This is a genomic window from Psychrilyobacter atlanticus DSM 19335, from assembly GCF_000426625.1.
Taxonomy (GTDB): domain Bacteria; phylum Fusobacteriota; class Fusobacteriia; order Fusobacteriales; family Fusobacteriaceae; genus Psychrilyobacter; species Psychrilyobacter atlanticus.
The window spans coordinates 745,545-760,932 of sequence record NZ_KE384548.1; the positions used below are offsets into that span (position 1 = coordinate 745,545).

General features: G+C 33.1%; 15 protein-coding genes. All 15 read right to left on the bottom strand.

The genetic code is table 11. The features are described from left to right. Nucleotides 1–2 precede the first annotated feature (2 nt). The 15 genes from K337_RS0115340 to K337_RS0115410 all read right to left on the bottom strand — a co-directional run bounded on the left by K337_RS0115340 (nucleotide 3) and on the right by K337_RS0115410 (nucleotide 15,358). Nucleotides 3–1,319: a cobyrinic acid a,c-diamide synthase CobB gene (locus K337_RS0115340; protein WP_028857376.1), complete on the bottom strand. Its 1,317-nt coding sequence runs from the start codon at nucleotides 1,317–1,319 to the stop codon at nucleotides 3–5. A 218-nt stretch (nucleotides 1,320–1,537) separates the two neighbouring features. Beyond that, nucleotides 1,538–2,962 (bottom strand): leucyl aminopeptidase, encoded by a 1,425-nt coding sequence (locus tag K337_RS0115345; RefSeq protein WP_028857377.1) that lies wholly within the window; start codon nucleotides 2,960–2,962, stop codon nucleotides 1,538–1,540. A 197-nt stretch (nucleotides 2,963–3,159) separates the two neighbouring features. Next, on the bottom strand, nucleotides 3,160–3,516 hold the full coding sequence (locus K337_RS0115350; RefSeq protein ID WP_028857378.1) for a sirohydrochlorin chelatase: 357 nt from the start codon (nucleotides 3,514–3,516) through the stop codon (nucleotides 3,160–3,162). A 9-nt stretch (nucleotides 3,517–3,525) separates the two neighbouring features. Beyond that, on the bottom strand, nucleotides 3,526–4,500 hold the full coding sequence (asrC, locus tag K337_RS0115355) for a sulfite reductase subunit C (RefSeq protein WP_028857379.1): 975 nt from the start codon (nucleotides 4,498–4,500) through the stop codon (nucleotides 3,526–3,528). Nucleotides 4,501–4,510: 10 nt separating this feature from the next. Continuing rightward, nucleotides 4,511–5,329: an anaerobic sulfite reductase subunit AsrB gene (gene asrB / locus K337_RS0115360; protein ID WP_028857380.1), complete on the bottom strand. Its 819-nt coding sequence runs from the start codon at nucleotides 5,327–5,329 to the stop codon at nucleotides 4,511–4,513. After that, nucleotides 5,322–6,326, bottom strand: coding sequence for an anaerobic sulfite reductase subunit AsrA (gene asrA / locus K337_RS0115365; RefSeq protein WP_156877408.1), 1,005 nt, complete (start codon nucleotides 6,324–6,326; stop codon nucleotides 5,322–5,324). Before asrA ends, asrB begins: the two co-directional genes overlap by 8 nt. Before the next feature lie 39 nt (nucleotides 6,327–6,365). Then, nucleotides 6,366–7,130: a formate/nitrite transporter family protein gene (locus K337_RS0115370; RefSeq protein ID WP_028857382.1), complete on the bottom strand. Its 765-nt coding sequence runs from the start codon at nucleotides 7,128–7,130 to the stop codon at nucleotides 6,366–6,368. 188 nt (nucleotides 7,131–7,318) lie between these two features. Then, nucleotides 7,319–8,020 carry a Crp/Fnr family transcriptional regulator gene (locus tag K337_RS0115375; protein WP_037029999.1) on the bottom strand — a complete coding sequence of 234 codons (702 nt, stop codon included), beginning with the start codon at nucleotides 8,018–8,020 and terminating at the stop codon, nucleotides 7,319–7,321. Nucleotides 8,021–8,048: 28 nt separating this feature from the next. Further along, entirely contained in the window at nucleotides 8,049–8,504 is a 456-nt protein-coding gene (locus K337_RS0115380; RefSeq protein WP_028857384.1) for a precorrin-2 dehydrogenase/sirohydrochlorin ferrochelatase family protein, read from the bottom strand. A 118-nt stretch (nucleotides 8,505–8,622) separates the two neighbouring features. Beyond that, nucleotides 8,623–9,915: a glutamate-1-semialdehyde 2,1-aminomutase gene (gene hemL, locus K337_RS0115385; protein ID WP_028857385.1), complete on the bottom strand. Its 1,293-nt coding sequence runs from the start codon at nucleotides 9,913–9,915 to the stop codon at nucleotides 8,623–8,625. A gap of 71 nt (nucleotides 9,916–9,986) precedes the next feature. After that, the gene (hemB, locus tag K337_RS0115390; protein WP_028857386.1) at nucleotides 9,987–10,958 is read right to left on the bottom strand and encodes a porphobilinogen synthase; all 972 of its coding nucleotides are present in this window, start codon (nucleotides 10,956–10,958) and stop codon (nucleotides 9,987–9,989) included. A gap of 16 nt (nucleotides 10,959–10,974) precedes the next feature. Continuing rightward, on the bottom strand, nucleotides 10,975–12,432 hold the full coding sequence (cobA, locus tag K337_RS0115395) for a uroporphyrinogen-III C-methyltransferase (RefSeq protein ID WP_028857387.1): 1,458 nt from the start codon (nucleotides 12,430–12,432) through the stop codon (nucleotides 10,975–10,977). Beyond that, nucleotides 12,425–13,324, bottom strand: a complete 900-nt coding sequence (gene hemC / locus K337_RS0115400; protein WP_028857388.1) for a hydroxymethylbilane synthase — start codon at nucleotides 13,322–13,324, stop codon at nucleotides 12,425–12,427. Before hemC ends, cobA begins: the two co-directional genes overlap by 8 nt. Continuing rightward, nucleotides 13,309–14,307 (bottom strand): glutamyl-tRNA reductase, encoded by a 999-nt coding sequence (gene hemA / locus K337_RS0115405; RefSeq protein WP_028857389.1) that lies wholly within the window; start codon nucleotides 14,305–14,307, stop codon nucleotides 13,309–13,311. The genes hemC and hemA overlap by 16 nt, the downstream gene beginning before the upstream one ends. Beyond that, complete coding sequence (locus tag K337_RS0115410) at nucleotides 14,294–15,358, bottom strand: pyridoxal phosphate-dependent aminotransferase (protein WP_028857390.1); 1,065 nt, start codon at nucleotides 15,356–15,358, stop codon at nucleotides 14,294–14,296. The genes hemA and K337_RS0115410 overlap by 14 nt, the downstream gene beginning before the upstream one ends. Nucleotides 15,359–15,388 lie beyond the last annotated feature (30 nt).

The following is a 15,388-nucleotide window of genomic DNA, read 5'->3' on the forward strand; positions in this document are numbered from 1 at the left end:
GATTATCTATCAAATAATTTTACAAATATTTCTAAATTCCCATAGAAATGGATGTGTGGGTATCCTGCAATGATCTTATCCTTTTTATAGCCGCACGACCACATCCTACCGTTCTTTTTCTTCAGCTCAAAATATAAATCTTTTTCATCTATATCATAGAGGTCTGAATAGTGAAATTCATGGCATCTCCCGGTTACTCCATCTTTACTCTCATAATCTACATATCCAAATCTTTTGATATTGAGTCTAGATTTCATCTCTACCTTTATATCTAGCAATCCACACATAGGATCAAAGTCACCATCTAACTGCTTTATTCCCTTTGTAAGGTACATGAACCCCCCACACTCAGCATAGATAGGTATCTTCTTGGAAGCTTTGCTTATATCATCCATCATAGAGATATTCTCATATAGTTTTTTACTGAATATCTCTGGATATCCTCCACCTAAATATATATAATCTAAATCAGGGGGCAGATGTGAATCATTTGTAGGAGAAAATTCTACTATCTCCATACCTGTATATTCCATAAGTTTTAAGTTTTCAGAGTAATAAAATGAAAATGCTCTGTCCTTTGCTACTCCTACCCTTTTCCCTTTGAATCTATCTTTTAGGTATTCTGCTGGATTTTTAAACTCCTGGGCCTCATTCCCGTCTTCTGCAATCTCTAATATCTTGTCTAAATCTATATATTTTCTTGCCATATCCTTTAATATCTCTATCTTTTCATTCAAGTCCTCTATCTCGCTGGCCTGCTGCAACCCAAGATGACGTTCCCCTATAGATACCCTTTCATCCTTTGGAAAGTATCCTACACATGCTATTTCAGTATATCTCTCTATCCCTTCCTTTAAAAGGTTATACAATGCCTCACTTCCGACATTATTTAATATAACTCCCCTTATCTTTACTCTGGGATCCAGATGTTTAAATCCAAGTACCGTAGCTGCAATACTAGTAGAAGTCCCCTTCCCGCTGACTACTAATATTACAGGGATATCCAAGACACGGGATAGGTGGGCACTGCTATAGTTATCCAGCTCATGGTTCAAACCATCATAAAGGCCCATAACTCCCTCTATTACACTGATATTTTTAGTATTTTTAGAAAATATATATTTTACTGCATCTTCACCCATCATAAAAAGGTCCAAGTTATTAGATGGGTTTTTAGTTATAAATTCATGAAATTTTGGATCGATATAATCAGGCCCTGCCTTAAATGGAGAGACTCCTTCTAAAGCACCCATTATAGCTGTACTGATTGTTGTTTTCCCGGCTCCACTGGATGTTCCTGCAATAAGTATTTTTTTCATTTTTCCCCCTATTCTAAAAAGATATCTCACTTTCTAAATTTTAATACTAAAATTATACAATTCCTTGGAAATTTTTGCAAAGATAATAATAAAAAGCAAATGACGTTCCATTTATGTAAGCATAATTTAGTTCTTGTAGGTATCACTTCTTATACAATAAAAAATGAAGGACAATCAGCCCTTCATTTTAATTTTCTTATTTTAACACACTTATTAATCTACTTCTTTAAATAGTAGTTATAAAGAGTTCTTACTATTTGTCCAGTACCACCATGAGTATAATAACCATATGGTGCATCTGCACACGATGTTCCTGCAATATCAAGATGCATCCAAGGAGTCTCTCCTACAAATTCCTCTATAAACATTCCTGCTGTAATACTTCCGGCAAATCTTCCACCTGTATTTTTTAGGTCTGCTATCTTAGATTTATAAAGTTCTTTATACTCAGGGAAGTTAGGTAATCTCCATACCCTTTCACCTGCTGTCTCAGAAGCTCTCTCTAAGTCTTTATACATCTCATCATTGTTAGCTAGTACACCTGTCGTAGACATCCCTAGAGCCACCAATACAGCTCCTGTAAGTGTAGCTACATCTATTACTTCCTTTACATTTTCATGGTTGATGATATAGTGTACTGCATCGATAAGAGTTAATCTTCCTTCAGCATCTGTGTTATCCACCTCTATAGTCTTTCCACCCATAGATCCAATGATATCTCCCGGTCTATAAGCATTCCCTCCAATTGAGTTCTCACACGCAGCAACTACAGTTACTATGTTTTTCTTTACTTTCATTCTAGAAAGAGCACACATAGCTCCTATAACAGTAGCAGCTCCACCCATATCTGTTTTCATATTAGCCATCCCTGCACTAGGTTTCAATGATAATCCACCTGTATCATATGTTAATCCTTTTCCTACCAGTCCATGAATCTCTGTAGGATTTGAAGGATCTCCTAAATGTCTCATAACTATAAATTTAGGTCTTTTTTCAGCAGCTCTAGCTACCGATAAAAATGCTTCCATCTTTAATTCTGTTATCTTTTCTTCATCAAATATTTCCACTTCAAACTCATATTTTTTTCCTAGGGTTTTAACTTCATGAGCTAAGCTCTCAGGGAAAATAACATTTGCAGGTTCATTTACTAAGTCTCTAGTTAACATTACTGCTTCTGCTAAAGCTACCCCTTCACAGATAGCATCTGTATCTTCCTCTACAAAGATATCAAAGTTAGATTCTTTCTTCTCTTTTTTATCTGTTTTATATTTATCGAAATCATATTTAGCATAGTGTACAGCTTCTACTACCTGGGTAACTTCTACACCATGAGTTCCTACTAATATCTCTCCCTCTAAACCTTTAAGTTCCTTATAGAAAGCTTCTATTACATCATAGGTCTTTAATTTATCCCTTTTTCCAAGACCAATATAAGTTATGTTAACTAATTTCCCTTTATGCATCAATTCACAGCTAATAGATGTTTTCTTTTTACCTGTAAACTCTTTTTTTTCAATCAATCTTTCTAAAACTATCTTTTCCTCATCGGTTAATCCGTCGTAGATGTGTACCTCTCCTTCGAATTTTGGCATTACATATGCATCGTAGATCTTGTTAAAATCCTTTACTAAGTTAATATTCATAATCCCCTCCAGTTTTTATTTCTCTATCCCTAGTATAGTATATCTAAACTGTATAAGCAAGTTATTTGTAATGATTATAAAAAATAATATAATTTTATGAATTTCCATTGTTTAAAGTAATAAAATTATATACAAAGTAGTCAAAGTAATGATCAATAACTAAAAAAAGCTCCAGTATTTAAACTGAAGCTCTTAACCTAACTATTATTAATCTTTTCCTCTACAGCTTTTATTACAAGTGAATTAAGTAATAATGAACTTTCCAATAAAAAACTTAAATTTTCTAAGTCTGATTCCAACTCTTTCAAAATTCTAGGAATATGTTCTGTCACATGTGATCCATTGGATAGGAAATAAGGAATTACTGTGATCTCTCTAAATCCTTCCGAATACATAGACCTTATAACTTCTTCCAGTCTTGGATCAGCCAGAGTTAAATTTGCTCCCCTAACATCTTCTCCTGTGTTTTTTCTTAAAATTTTAATCAACTCTTTAAATTTTTCATTTACTTCTAAAACTTTACTTCCATGTCCTACTACTAAGATTCCTCTCATGCAAATCACCTACTTTATTCCAGGATATTTCATACCAGACCAATATACATTATTTTTCATAACAGAATATTCAGGCAGATCCACACCTTTAAGAGCCCATTTTTTAAACTCCATAAATCCTGTCCTATCTACTATATACCCTATATGCTCTTTTGGCAACCTTCTATCGATATATTTATCTACATAATCGTAAGTATTCTTAATTATCTTTATAATGCTTGCTTCATCAGCCCAGATAATCCAGTCTTCAGCTAAACGAGGATTTCTTTTCCCTGTTCTTCCCATTATAGCCAATCTATAATATTTTTTAGGATCTCTAGTCCAGGCAGATGTAGGGCAGTTTAAAACACATTCTCCACACCCGATACACCTGTCATGATCTCTTTGAGGTTTATAGTTAACAGATGTTAATGCACCTGTAGACAACCCTTTACATTTTTTTACACATCTTCCACAAGATACACATTTTGATGTATCCAGTTTAGGCAGTGTCATCCCGATTATTCCAAAGTCATGCATTCTTACTTTCTGGCAGTCATTAGGACAGCCTGTAAGTGCTACTTTAAAGTGAAAGTCATTTGGGAATATAGCTTTTTCTATTTTCTTAGCAAACTCAGTTGTATTATATTGTGCTTTAGGACAGACCTTATTACCTATACAGGCAGCTATATTTCTTGTTCCTGCGGCTGGATAACCTGCATTGGCATCGATATGATTTATCTCTAATTTTTCCATTAGAGGAGCTACCATCTCATTTACTTTATCCATATCGTTCCAGTCTATACCTAGAATTTCAAACCCCTGTCTTGTAGTCAGGTGGATCCTTCCATCTCCGTAGGTATTAGCTATTTTAGACACTATCTCTACTAGGTCTCCTGTAATTTCTCCACCAGGAACTCTTACTCTCAGGGCAGTTTTATCTCTTACTTTTGTTAATCTATAAGCATTCTTTGTGACTTTTTTTCTATTTATATCTAAAATCATCTTATCCCCCTTAATCTAAAAGTTTTTTTCCTTTTGTATAGTTAAATACAGGCCCTTCTAAACATACATACGTTTCATCTATCTTACAGTGACCGCATTTTCCTACAGCACACGACATCTTTCTTTCAAAGGATAACCATATTTTATCTTCAGGTACTCCATGTTTTTCAAATTCAATAGCTGCAAACTTCATCATCATAGGAGGTCCTACAATTACCACTTCTAAATCATCTATATTTGAAAGGTCTAATTTATCCACATGTTGCGTTACAAGTCCCTCATTGACTCCTAAATCACAACTATCTCCCTCACACATCTTATCTACAGTAAGTACTAAGTTGTTTTCTTCCTGCCAGCTTGTAATCTCATCTTTAAAAATTATACAATTAGTATCTTTAAATCCTAAAATAAGTTCCATTTTTTTAACAGATTTAAACTTTTTATGAACTGCATTGATCATAGATCTTACCGGCCCGCATCCAGACCCTCCTGCTACGATTACCAGGTGTTTATCCTTATACTTTTCATCAAATGGGAATCCATTTCCATAAGGTCCTCTCAAGAATAGTGTATCTCCTGCTTTTAAATCAAATAAAACATCTGTAACTTTTCCAACTTTTCTGATTAAAAATTCTATCCATCCCTCTTCTGCATTGAATTCTGTCACCGAAATAGGAGCTTCTCCAACTTTAGGAATTGATATTTGAATAAACTGGCCGTAGTTGATCTCATCAGCTCTATCAAATTCAACCTTAAAAAGCCATTCTATATTTGTTACCTGTTGAATATCCAAAATTTTATAAGGACTGGGCATATAAATATTATTCATCTTCTCCTCCTAGTACTGCTGTTAATTTTTTTATACAATTTGAAAAAGAAATATATTCAGGACAGGCATCGTCACATCTTCCACAACCTGTACACATGTGATATCCAAACCTCTTTTTAAAATCTCCAATTTTATGCATAGTTTTAAATCTCATTCTGTCACCATGTTTCTTTCTAAATTCATGACCTCCTGCCATATCTGTAAACCCGTCTACATGACACGATGCCCATACTCTTCTTCTTTCACCTGTGTTCTCATTCTCACTGTAGAAGATATCTTGAGTTGTTGTACAAGTACATGTTGGACAGACAAAATTACATTTACCACATGCTACGCATCTTTTATCATATTCTCTCCATAGATCCAAATTGATTACATCCTCTAAATTTATCTCCTCTGGAACGTTTAATTCAATTTTATTCATAGCAACTTTATCTATTTCAAATTCTTTATCTTGTCCCTGGAAATTAGCCTTTAACCCTTCATCTAAGATCTCTAACTCCACTTCATCTTCTCTTATGTTTATTCCCATATGATAGTCTTCAGGAATGTTAGTCCCCATGCTTACACAGAAACAACTATCAAAACCTGTTTTACACCCTACAATCACAAATTTTATCTTGTCTCTTCTTTGGCTATAATAGATATCAGAAAATTTATTTTTTAAGTAGATCTCATCAAATCTTTTTACACTGTGAAGATCACAAGATTTTAAAAATACTAAAGTCCCCTTTTCCTCTACATCTGGTTCCTTGTATTCCTTCTCGGTAAAATAAAACATCGTTTCCGATTGTGGCAATAATATTTCTTTAGGTGAGAAATCTGATTTTTTATCAAATACCATCTCCTCTATAGTAGATACCTCTGCATATCTTACTAAATCTGTATCAGAAAATCTTCCTGCATACGGGAAAAGTTTAGGCGCATATATCTTGTATTTCTCTTCTAATTTTTTCAAACTTTCATTAAAATTCATCTTACTCATTGAAATTTTCAAATTCATCCCTCCAGCTTCTATTTTTTTTACTTTTAAAATCTATTTAGATTTTCTACCCATATACCAATATACCAATCCTATAGCTCCTCCACCTACAACATTACCTAAAGTTACCCAAAGCATGTTATGTCCATACCCGGCTAAAGATACTTCAGGCCCATGATTAAGTAGTAAACCAGCAGTAAATATAGACATATTAGCTATACTATGCTCATATCCAGATGTAATAAATGCAAATAGACACCAAAATATCATAATTAATTTTCCTGATTCACTCTTCATCTTGATATAAGCTAATACCGCTAAACAAACTAAGATATTACATAAAACACCTTTAAAAAATAAAGATGTAGGGTCTCCAGACATCTTAGCCTTTGAAAGAGCTACAATAAATTCTCCTACCTTACCTTTAGGAGCACCACTGAATACATATAACATACCAATGATAGTAGACCCCACTAAGTTCCCTACATAACTTGTTCCCCATACTTTCAACGTATCCTTTAAAGATACTTTTTTGTTTGCAAGTCCAGCAGTCATGATCATATTATTTCCTGTAAAAAGCTCAGATCCAATAACTAAAACAAGACTCAGTGCAATTCCAAAACCTAAACCTATAAATATTTTAAAATGTGGACCCATTCCTTTGGTTAACCCACCAATAGTCATAATAAGAAATATTCCCAGTCCTACATAAAGTCCTGCCATAACAGATGCTAAAAAATATTTACCCTTACTCTCTTCTATCAGTTTCTTTTTTCCAAATGCCGCATTAGATAATTTTTCCAGTGTTTCTGCATACATATTTTTTCCTCCTAAATATAATATTTTCACCATAGTAAATATCAAAAATATCATGTCAGATCAAATATATTTGTCCAAAATATGATTCTTGGATTCCAAATAAGACCAAAATATTTTTTTCACTATAAATTCTAATTGTATTCTAACAAAATATAAAAAAAAATAACGTGATACTCATCACGCTATTCTTACTTTCTATAAAATTGTCTTAATTCCTTTCTTTTTACAAAAATTCTTTTATCAATCCATTTAATGTAACCATATCCCTCTAGTTTTTTTAATTCTCTAGATATGGTTTCCCTGGTACTACCTAGCATATCAGCGAGGTATGTTATACTTATTTTAAATTCTAACCCTATCCAGCAATCATTCTTGCAAGATATACAATGATTTTCTTCTATCTCACAAATCACACCATAATCCTTTGATAACTTCCATAATTTAGAGGCTACCTTTTTATCTAGACTGATGGGGACGGTATTCTTTAACTGCCTGTACAGCCTTCTGACCTTTCGCCCTGTAGATTGTATGATTCTATATGCCAGTTCAAAATCTTGAGACATTATTTGTTTTAATTCAGCAGCTGAATATTCTAATATCATAGCATTTTCAAAGACTTCAGCATTTATACTTGCAGGGAGTTTATCAAAAATTACTTCATTTATAACTTCTCCGCTCCCCAGTATATATATTATTTTTTTCTGTGCTTTTTGAGTATATCTATGGAGGGTAACTTTTCCAGAGACTATTATATATATCTTTTCAACTTGATCTTTCTCAAAAAAAACAAATTCACCTTTTTTATATTTCTTGACTTTTAATTTTTTCTCTAACAAATCTATAGTTTCTGGATTTAGACCTTTAAATATTGCTAGTTGATCTATTTTCATGATCTACCCCCATATAATACTCTGTATTTTATTTTTCTAAACTTTTTTCAATCTGCTTTTTTAATTCCAATGCTCTTTTAGGGTCCCCTTCATCTGTAGAAATGGCTACCTGGAAATCTTCTCCCTTATGAACAGCACAAAACCTTGCATTGAGGTCTTCCTTAGTCGTTATATTGTTAACTAAAATATTTTTAGAGTCTCCTAATTCATAGATCTTTTTATTTAACTTCTTGTTGTTAGTCGCACCTACAACTAAAAATCTATTCTCAAGATCACTATCTTTAAATTCTCTCAGTGTAATATTAATTTTTTTTTCCTCAAATAAAAGATCAATCTTTTTTTCTACAATTTGAGGAGTTATAACCTCGATCTCAGCTCCGTAATTTAAAAGTGTCTTTATCTTACGGTAAGCTATCTTTCCCCCTCCAACCACAAGGATATCTTTTTTTTCTAAATCCAATAATATTGGAAAATATTTTTTCATTTTGACTCCTATTTTTGTTTATTAAAAAATTAATTTTGCCACCAAATCATTGTAGATTGGTGGCAAAATTTTCTTTATTGATTAAATATAAGATATTAACCTTACAAATTATTTAATATTACTTTGAAATTTCAATAAAAGCTTTTTCCATTGCAGATAAAGTTTCATTTAAGATCTCTTCACTATGAGTTGCTCCCATAAAGTGTGCTTCAAATTTAGAAGGTGGTACTACTACTCCACTTTCTAACATAGTATTAAAGTATTTAGAGTATTTACTGGTGTCACTAGCCATTACATCTTCTAATGTTTCAACTTTTTTCTTATCTGTAAAGAATATAGTGAATAGTGAGCCTGCCTTATTAACACACACTGGTACATCATATTTTTCAGATAATTTATATATCCCTTCTACAATATAATTTACTTTGGCTTCTAAATCTGTGTATAGAGATGGAGTATTTTTTAATATACTCAAAGTTTCAAATCCAGCTGTTACTGAGATAGGATTTCCTGAGAGTGTTCCTGCATGATATACATCTCCTACAGGTGCAATCATATCCATTATTTCTCTCTTTCCACCAAATGCTCCGACTGGATATCCTCCACCAATTATCTTTCCTAATGTAGTAAGATCAGGAGTAATTCCATAATGCTGTTGTGCTCCACCAGATGCAATTCTAAATCCACTAATAACTTCATCAAAGATCAATATAGTATTATGCTCAGTACATAACTTTCTCAATCCTTCTAAATACTCCTTTTTAGTTTCAATAAGACCCATATTAGCAGGAATAGGCTCTACTATGATACAAGCTATCTCTTCTTTTTTCATTAAATCTTCCACTTTTTCTAAGTTTCCAAATGGCAGTGTTAATGTATCTTTTAATACACCCTCTGTAAGACCGTTACTATCTTGGTAACCTTCAGTTAATAATCCAGATCCAGCTGCTACTAACAATGAATCTGAATGACCATGATAACATCCTTCAAATTTTAATATCTTATTTTTCTTTGTATATGCACGGGCTACCCTTACTGCTGCCATTGTAGCCTCTGTACCTGATGTAGTTAATCTTACTTTTTCAATAGAAGGAACCATAGATATGATTAGTTCAGCCAGCTCCACTTCTTTTTTAGTAGGTAATCCAAATGAACATCCATCTAAGATAGCAGCTTGAACAGCCTTTATTACCCTTTCATCATTGTGTCCTAAGATCATAGGCCCCCACGACTGGATAAAATCTATATATTTATTCCCATCTTCATCTATAACATGAGCTTTATTTGCTGATTTTACAAAGATAGGAAATTCTTTTTCCACTGATTTAAATGCTCTAACCGGGCTATTTACTCCTCCTGGAATTATATTTACTGCTTTTTCGAATATATCTTTAGAATTTTTGTAATTCATAATTTCTCCCCTTTTATTTTTTTAGCCACCAAATTTTACAATTGGTGGCTAAATATTTTATTTTAATTTTTTTACTTCTCTTCTTTTAACCATCTAGCTATATCTTTTGCAAAATACGTAATGATTATATTTGCTCCTGCTCTTTTCATTGCATATGTTTTTTCCATAACTATATTTTTTTCATCTATCCATCCATTTAATGCTCCTGCTTTTATCATTGCATATTCTCCACTTACACTGTATGCAACTACTGGAACTTCAAATGTATCTCTTATTTTTCTAATTACATCTAGGTATGATAGAGCCGGTTTCACTATTACCATATCTGCTCCTTCTTCCAGGTCAGATCTGGCTTCAGATACTGCATCTATACTAAATCTATAGTCCATTTGATATTGCTTTCTATCTCCATGTGTAGGAGCTGAATCAGCAGCTTCTCTGAATGGTCCGTAGAATGATGATGCATATTTTACACTGTAACTCATAATAGCTAGTTCTTTGAATCCGTTTTCATCTAAGATATCTCTTATTGCTTTTATTCTACCATCCATCATATCTGAAGGAGCTACTATATCTGCACCAGCTTTTGCATGTGATAAAGCAATCTTTGCCATATATTCAATGGTAGTATCGTTTATAACCCCAGATTCATCTATGATACCACAGTGACCATGAGAAGTATACTCACACATACAAACATCAGTTATAACTACCATCTCAGGTGAATGTTTCTTGATCTGTCTAACTCCCTCTTGTACAATACCAGTATCATTATAAGCTTCTTTTCCAACACAGTCCTTTTCCAAAGGAATTCCAAACAATAATACCGAATTAACTCCTAATTCATTCAATGTATCTAACTCTGCATCTAACATATCCAGTGACATTCTGTATTGTCCTGGCATAGAAGAGATCTCAGTTCTTATTCCAGTACCTTCCTCTAAAAATATTGGATATACCAAATCATCCACACTTATATATACATCTCTCACTAATTTTCTAATTCCAGCTGTTTTTCTTAAATTTCTGTGTCTTTTAAACATTTACTCTTCTCCTCTGTTATAAGTTAGTATAATAATTTTTAACCTCTGTTAATAAACCCTGTGCTGTAGAAGTCTTTGCTTCGATCTCTACTTCCAAACCATAACTTTCAATGCTTTTTGTCGTCATCTTTCCTATAGATGCTATCTTTATGTCAGGGTTATGTTTTTTATCTCCTAAACTCTCTATATATGCATCTACTGCTGATGAACTTAAAAAAGTAATCATGTCCACTTCTTTTATTTTATCATCTATATCAGTTGTTATTACCTTTTCTGTTTTAAATATTCTGGTAGCTACAAATCTTCTATCCATCTTTTCAGACCATTCCTCTGTCTTGACAGGTGAAATATCCGACGTTATAAATAAGATCTTATCTCCATCCTTTGTAAAATTAACACTCTCTTCTGCTAACCTTTCTCCCAGATACTTTTCAGGCATAAAATCAGGTTTAATCCTATGTTTTAACAGCTCCTCATAGGTTTTTATCCCCACAACACCTATTTTTTTATCCCCTAACACACGTACATCATCTAACTTTTCAAAGAAAGTTTTTACTCCATTTTGGCTGTTAAATAATATTGCTTTAGCATCTTTTATATCCAATTCAATATCTAAAGGCTCTATATTTATAAGAGGCAGGACTGTAGCTTTACCGCCTAATTTTTCTATTTCGTAGGCAAACTCTACAGATTTTTTATAATCTCTTGTAGTTAATATATTCTTACCGAATAATGGTAATTTTTCAAACCAATTGAATTCAGATCTCAAGTTAACTACTTCTCCAATAATTATAATTGCAGGTGGTACAACTTTTTCTTCCTTTGCTATCTCAACAATGGTTTCTAATGTTCCCTCTACTACCCTCTGTTTACTTGTGCTACCTTTTTCTATTATAGCCACAGGAGTTGTAGGAGATTTTCCATATTTAATCAAATCACCAGCTATCAGGTCTAAATTTTTAATTCCCATTAAAAACACTAAGGTCCCTTCTAATTTAGCAATGGCATCAAAATTATGCCAAGTTCCCTCTTTAGAGGTATGTCCTGTAAACACATGAAATGAACGAGCTATATTTCTATGAGTAACAGGTATTCCAGAATAAGATGGTACAGATATAGAAGATGTAATCCCAGGAACTACTTCAAACTCTATCTCAGCTTCATTTAGAGCTAATATCTCCTCTCCTCCACGACCAAATACAAAAGGATCTCCTCCCTTTAATCTTGTAACTGTTTTACCCTCAAGAGCTTTTTCTACAATAGTTCTATTTATTTCATCCTGAATAACTCCGCCTTCGGTATTACCCTTCCCTAAATATATCAATTCACACTCTGTTTGAGCTAAAGAAAGTATCTGAGGATTTACCAGTCTGTCATAGACAATACAATCGGCTTCTTCTACACATCTTTTACCCTTTAATGTCAATAACTCTAAATCTCCAGGGCCTGCTCCTACTATATAAACCTTACCCATATATCTGCCCCCTAATCATCTCAGCTAATTTTACAGCCAATTCTTTTCCATTTTTTTTATCTCCAACTATCTCATCTTTGTAGATCTTATCCCCATGGAAGTACATTCCTTGTATCTTGATACTTTCACCATCTATAATTGCATGACATCCCATAGGAGTAGTACATCCTCCACCGAATATCTTGGAAAACTCCCTCTCTGCATCAATAACTAAGCTGGTCTCTTTATGATTTATCTTATCTAATAGTTCCAATGTAAACTTATCATCTTCCCTGCACTGGATACATAGGGCTCCCTGAGCCGGTGCTGGCATTATTCTAGATGAATCAAATATTTCAGTAGCCACTCCTTTTAATCCAACTCTTTTTAATCCTGCGTAAGCAAGGATGATTCCGTCAAAGTTCTCATTTTTTAATTTTTCTATCCTGGTATGGATATTTCCACGGATGGGTTCTATTACCAGGTCAGGTCTCAAGCTTCTGATACTCTCTACCCTTCTCAAACTACTGGTTCCAATTATTGAGCCTTGTGGTAACTCATCTAAAGTAACCCCTGAATTAGTTATTATAATGTCCCTGTTATCTTCTCTCATTGGAACTGCTCCTATTGTAAGGCCCTTAGGAGATACCGCAGGCATGTCTTTCATAGAGTGTACAGCCAAGTGGATCTCACCATCTAAAAGTGCTCTTTCAATCTCCTTTACAAACATGTCCTTAAGGGATTTATTATCTTTATTCCAATTGGTCCTTTGATCTTTATCTCCACTGGTAATAATTTTTTTTATTTCCACTTCCAAATTATCACAGCTATCTAACAACATCTTTTTAGTCAGTTCTGCCTGAGCTACCGCTAAAATACTTGCTCTAGTTCCAATAACTATCTTTTTTTGCATCTTAAATCCCCTTTATATTCGCAATATTTTAATAAATTTCTTATCTGATCCTCTAATATGTATTTATATTCCTTTAGAAGTTTTTCTCGTTTTTCTTCATTTCCTCTGACTACTGCCCATAGATGATCTAGATTATAGAGGTTTATATTTGGATAGTCTTCGATAGACGGTTCTATATCCCTTGGGACTGCTAGATCTAAAAATATTCTTTCCTTCTCCATATCTAATCCCTTTATCTCTTCTTCTAATAATACAGCATGAGGCGCAGAGGTTGCACTTATAATTATATCTGATTTTTCTACCTCAGAGTATCTGTCTTCAAAGTCAACTATATCAATATCATATTTTTCTTTTAATTCCAAAACTCTTATACGGCTTCTATTTGTCATAACAATATTATTTATGTTATTTCTAGTAAATATATTGAGTATAGCTACAGCCATCTCTCCCGTTCCTACGATGAATATTCTCTTATCACCTAAGTTCTCAAAGTGTCCCTTTATAAACTTTAGGGCTATAGCTTCTAAAGACATAGCATTCTTTGAAACTTGGCTTCTATGACGGAACTTCTTCCCTACCTCAATAGCTTTATTAAAAATAACATTTAAAGTTTTTGTAGTACGTTTTTCCTCTAGTCCCTTTAAAAAACTATTTCTTACTTGGGATAAGATAGAATCTTCCCCCTTAATAATAGAATTAAAACCACAGACTACATCAAATAAATATTTCACAGCTTCTATCCCACTTTTTTTAACAAACAGGGGACCGATATTAAATTTTTCTTTTACCAGCTCTATATTTTCAGATTCCATATAGATTTCAACTCTAAGACAAGTCTCTAGCAAAACATAACCTTTAACAACTTCATCTTCTACAAGACTCTCCATTATTTTTTTAGGCCCACCCTTTATAAATGCTTCTCTCTCTTTTAAAGTAAGATCCTTATGGGTAACTCCTAATATATAAAATTTATTTAATTGCATCTTCTACACACCTCAAGACTTTTATATTGTTAACTCTATCCTTTATAGCCAGTCTAAAATATTTGTCATCTAAATAGTTAAAATTACTGGCGTCTCTGACCAAAACACCCAATGAAATCATTTTTTCTCTAAAATCTTTTACTCCCATACCAGTCATTAATTTTACCAGGATAAAATTTGTTTCTGTAATATAGGGTTTTATACCTTTTATTTTTTCTAATTCCTCATACATGAATCTTTTTTCTTCCCTGATCCAATTCTCTGACTTGGCTATATACTCTCTGTCTTCTAACAAAACTTTAGTAGCTAATTCAGCTATTGCATTAACACTCCAAGGCTCCCTGTTCCCTTCTATCTTACCTTTTAATTTCTCATCAAAGGTTATCCCATATCCCAAACGTAATCCAGGTATAGCAAAGAACTTAGTAAGAGCTCTCACAATAAATACATTTTTATGCTTGTATTCTACCAGTGACCTATCCATACTTCCATCTACAAACTCTATAAAAGCTTCATCTAAAAGGATACTTATTCCTTTCTCTTTACAAGATAGAGACAATTCATCTAAGATAACCTTGTCTATAAATTTTCCTGTAGGATTATTAGGATTACATACTACCAATAGATCATATTCATTATCCAAAGTTTTCTTTAATCTTGGGATATTTAATATAAAATTTTCTTCCTCTTCTAATTGGAAATAATCAATTTTACAATCTACAGTTTTTAATGCTCTTTCATATTCTGCAAAGGTAGGAGAGATGATCAGAACTTTTTTAGGTTTTAGGTTTTTAGCATATAAAAACATAATCTCTGTGGCACCGTTTCCTACGATTATATTTTCAACCTCTACTTTGTTGTGTTTCGCTATTACCTCTTTCATCTCCAAATAATCTGGATCGGGATATTTTTCCAGAAGATCTAAGTTTTTACCTATCTCCTCCTTGAGTCTGTCAGACAGACCCATTGGGTTTATGTTAGCACTGTAATCCAATACCTCTAAACCTTTTTCCCGTTTCAATTTGTATATGTTTCCCCCATGTAGTTCCATACTCATCTTCTCCCTTACCATTAATTATAA

Coding starts and splice junctions, on each gene's coding strand:
- K337_RS0115340 (WP_028857376.1), bottom strand. CDS start 1,319: ATGAAAAAAATACTTATTGCAGGAACATCCAGTGGAGCCGGGAAAACA.
- K337_RS0115345 (WP_028857377.1), bottom strand. CDS start 2,962: ATGAATATTAACTTAGTAAAGGATTTTAACAAGATCTACGATGCATAT.
- K337_RS0115350 (WP_028857378.1), bottom strand. CDS start 3,516: ATGAGAGGAATCTTAGTAGTAGGACATGGAAGTAAAGTTTTAGAAGTA.
- asrC (WP_028857379.1), bottom strand. CDS start 4,500: ATGATTTTAGATATAAATAGAAAAAAAGTCACAAAGAATGCTTATAGA.
- asrB (WP_028857380.1), bottom strand. CDS start 5,329: ATGAATAATATTTATATGCCCAGTCCTTATAAAATTTTGGATATTCAA.
- K337_RS0115370 (WP_028857382.1), bottom strand. CDS start 7,130: ATGTATGCAGAAACACTGGAAAAATTATCTAATGCGGCATTTGGAAAA.
- K337_RS0115375 (WP_037029999.1), bottom strand. CDS start 8,020: ATGAAAATAGATCAACTAGCAATATTTAAAGGTCTAAATCCAGAAACT.
- K337_RS0115380 (WP_028857384.1), bottom strand. CDS start 8,504: ATGAAAAAATATTTTCCAATATTATTGGATTTAGAAAAAAAAGATATC.
- hemL (WP_028857385.1), bottom strand. CDS start 9,915: ATGAATTACAAAAATTCTAAAGATATATTCGAAAAAGCAGTAAATATA.
- hemB (WP_028857386.1), bottom strand. CDS start 10,958: ATGTTTAAAAGACACAGAAATTTAAGAAAAACAGCTGGAATTAGAAAA.
- cobA (WP_028857387.1), bottom strand. CDS start 12,432: ATGGGTAAGGTTTATATAGTAGGAGCAGGCCCTGGAGATTTAGAGTTA.
- hemC (WP_028857388.1), bottom strand. CDS start 13,324: ATGCAAAAAAAGATAGTTATTGGAACTAGAGCAAGTATTTTAGCGGTA.
- hemA (WP_028857389.1), bottom strand. CDS start 14,307: ATGCAATTAAATAAATTTTATATATTAGGAGTTACCCATAAGGATCTT.
- K337_RS0115410 (WP_028857390.1), bottom strand. CDS start 15,358: ATGGAACTACATGGGGGAAACATATACAAATTGAAACGGGAAAAAGGT.